The following is a 1,490-nucleotide window of genomic DNA, read 5'->3' as shown; positions in this document are numbered from 1 at the left end:
GACCGCTCTATTCACTAAATAACTAGCCCTAATATTAATCCATCTTGCTCATAATCATAAAAACGACTCCAGTAAAAAAAACAATAAGTATCGTGAAGCTAAATTTAAGATTAATAAAATACAATTCCCTACTCACTTTTAGGAGCTTATTAGGTGCTTAATTGAACTGCAATATCAAATTTGATGATAAAATAGACTTCAACCATATCCTATTGTTTATAAAACCTTCATTCAGCACATTTTTATCATTCAAGTGTTGACACATTTTCAACTCTATCTATAATAGCGCCCCACAACAACGCAGCAATGCAATGTTGTTTAGATGTGGGTGATTAGCTCAGTTGGGAGAGCATCGCCCTTACAAGGCGAGGGTCACTGGTTCAAGTCCAGTATCACCCACCACTTTTTAATTAAAGTGTTCACATCTAAATTCTATACGGGTCCTAAGCTCAATTAGAAAAAAGAGAGCATCACTGCTACTTATAAGCAACAGTGAAGTTCACTGGTTAAAGTCCAGTACTATTTATTTTAATAGTAGCGTTTTAATTTATATGTGGGTGATTAGCTCAGTTGGGAGAGCATCGCCCTTACAAGGCGAGGGTCACTGGTTCAAGTCCAGTATCACCCACCACATATAAAACCTATTATTATATAATAGTCGTGTTTTAAAATTGTAATATGGGTCGTTAGCTCAGTTGGGAGAGCATCGCCCTTACAAGGCGAGGGTCACTGGTTCAAGTCCAGTACGACCCACCATTCTTAGAATGGTGCATATTACAAGAAAATCTAAATGGGTCGTTAGCTCAGTTAGAAAAAAGAGAACATTACCGCTATTTACAAGTAACGGCGAGGTTCACTGGTTAAAGTCCAGTACTATTTATTTCAATAGTAGCGTTTTAATTTATATGTGGGTGATTAGCTCAGTTGGGAGAGCATCGCCCTTACAAGGCGAGGGTCACTGGTTCAAGTCCAGTATCACCCACCACATATAAACCTATTATTATATCAATAGTCGCGTTTTAAAATTTTAATATGGGTCGTTAGCTCAGTTGGGAGAGCATCGCCCTTACAAGGCGAGGGTCACTGGTTCAAGTCCAGTACGACCCACCATTCCTAGAATGGTGCATATTAAAATGTAATTTGGGTGATTAGCTCAGTTGGGAGAGCATCGCCCTTACAAGGCGAGGGTCACTGGTTCAAGTCCAGTATCACCCACCAAATTACATCAAGCGGTTAATTTGATAATAAAGAATTAAATAACAGGCATACCTATTATATGTGGGTGATTAGCTCAGTTGGGAGAGCATCGCCCTTACAAGGCGAGGGTCACTGGTTCAAGTCCAGTATCACCCACCACATATAAATACCATCAGACAACCTCTCTAGTAATAACTCTTTCTTCGCATATTAAATACATTTAAGAACTTCATAAAAACTCAATATATAATACCAATCTGCTTATATATGGGGTCTATTTAACGTTAAGAAAA

General features: G+C 38.4%; 7 tRNA genes. All 7 read left to right on the top strand.

What is annotated here, in order from left to right:
- The first annotated feature begins 326 nt into the window (after positions 1 to 326).
- The 7 genes from GQR46_RS19555 (at position 327) to GQR46_RS19525 (ending at position 1,356) form a co-directional block, all read left to right on the top strand.
- A tRNA-Val gene (locus GQR46_RS19555) sits at positions 327 to 402 on the top strand.
- Positions 403 to 555: 153 nt separating this feature from the next.
- Positions 556 to 631: transfer RNA gene (locus GQR46_RS19550), tRNA-Val, on the top strand.
- Between the two features lie 49 nt (positions 632 to 680).
- Positions 681 to 756: transfer RNA gene (locus tag GQR46_RS19545), tRNA-Val, on the top strand.
- Between the two features lie 153 nt (positions 757 to 909).
- Positions 910 to 985 (top strand) — tRNA-Val (locus GQR46_RS19540).
- Between the two features lie 49 nt (positions 986 to 1,034).
- Positions 1,035 to 1,110, top strand: a tRNA-Val gene (locus tag GQR46_RS19535).
- A gap of 32 nt (positions 1,111 to 1,142) precedes the next feature.
- Positions 1,143 to 1,218: transfer RNA gene (locus GQR46_RS19530), tRNA-Val, on the top strand.
- A gap of 62 nt (positions 1,219 to 1,280) precedes the next feature.
- A tRNA-Val gene (locus GQR46_RS19525) sits at positions 1,281 to 1,356 on the top strand.
- Positions 1,357 to 1,490 lie beyond the last annotated feature (134 nt).

This window comes from Pseudoalteromonas sp. Z1A6 (assembly GCF_011378745.1).
In the GTDB taxonomy this organism is placed as follows: domain Bacteria; phylum Pseudomonadota; class Gammaproteobacteria; order Enterobacterales; family Alteromonadaceae; genus Pseudoalteromonas; species Pseudoalteromonas arctica.
Note: the sequence above shows the minus strand (reverse complement) of the source record. Positions and strands in the feature narration are given on the sequence as shown.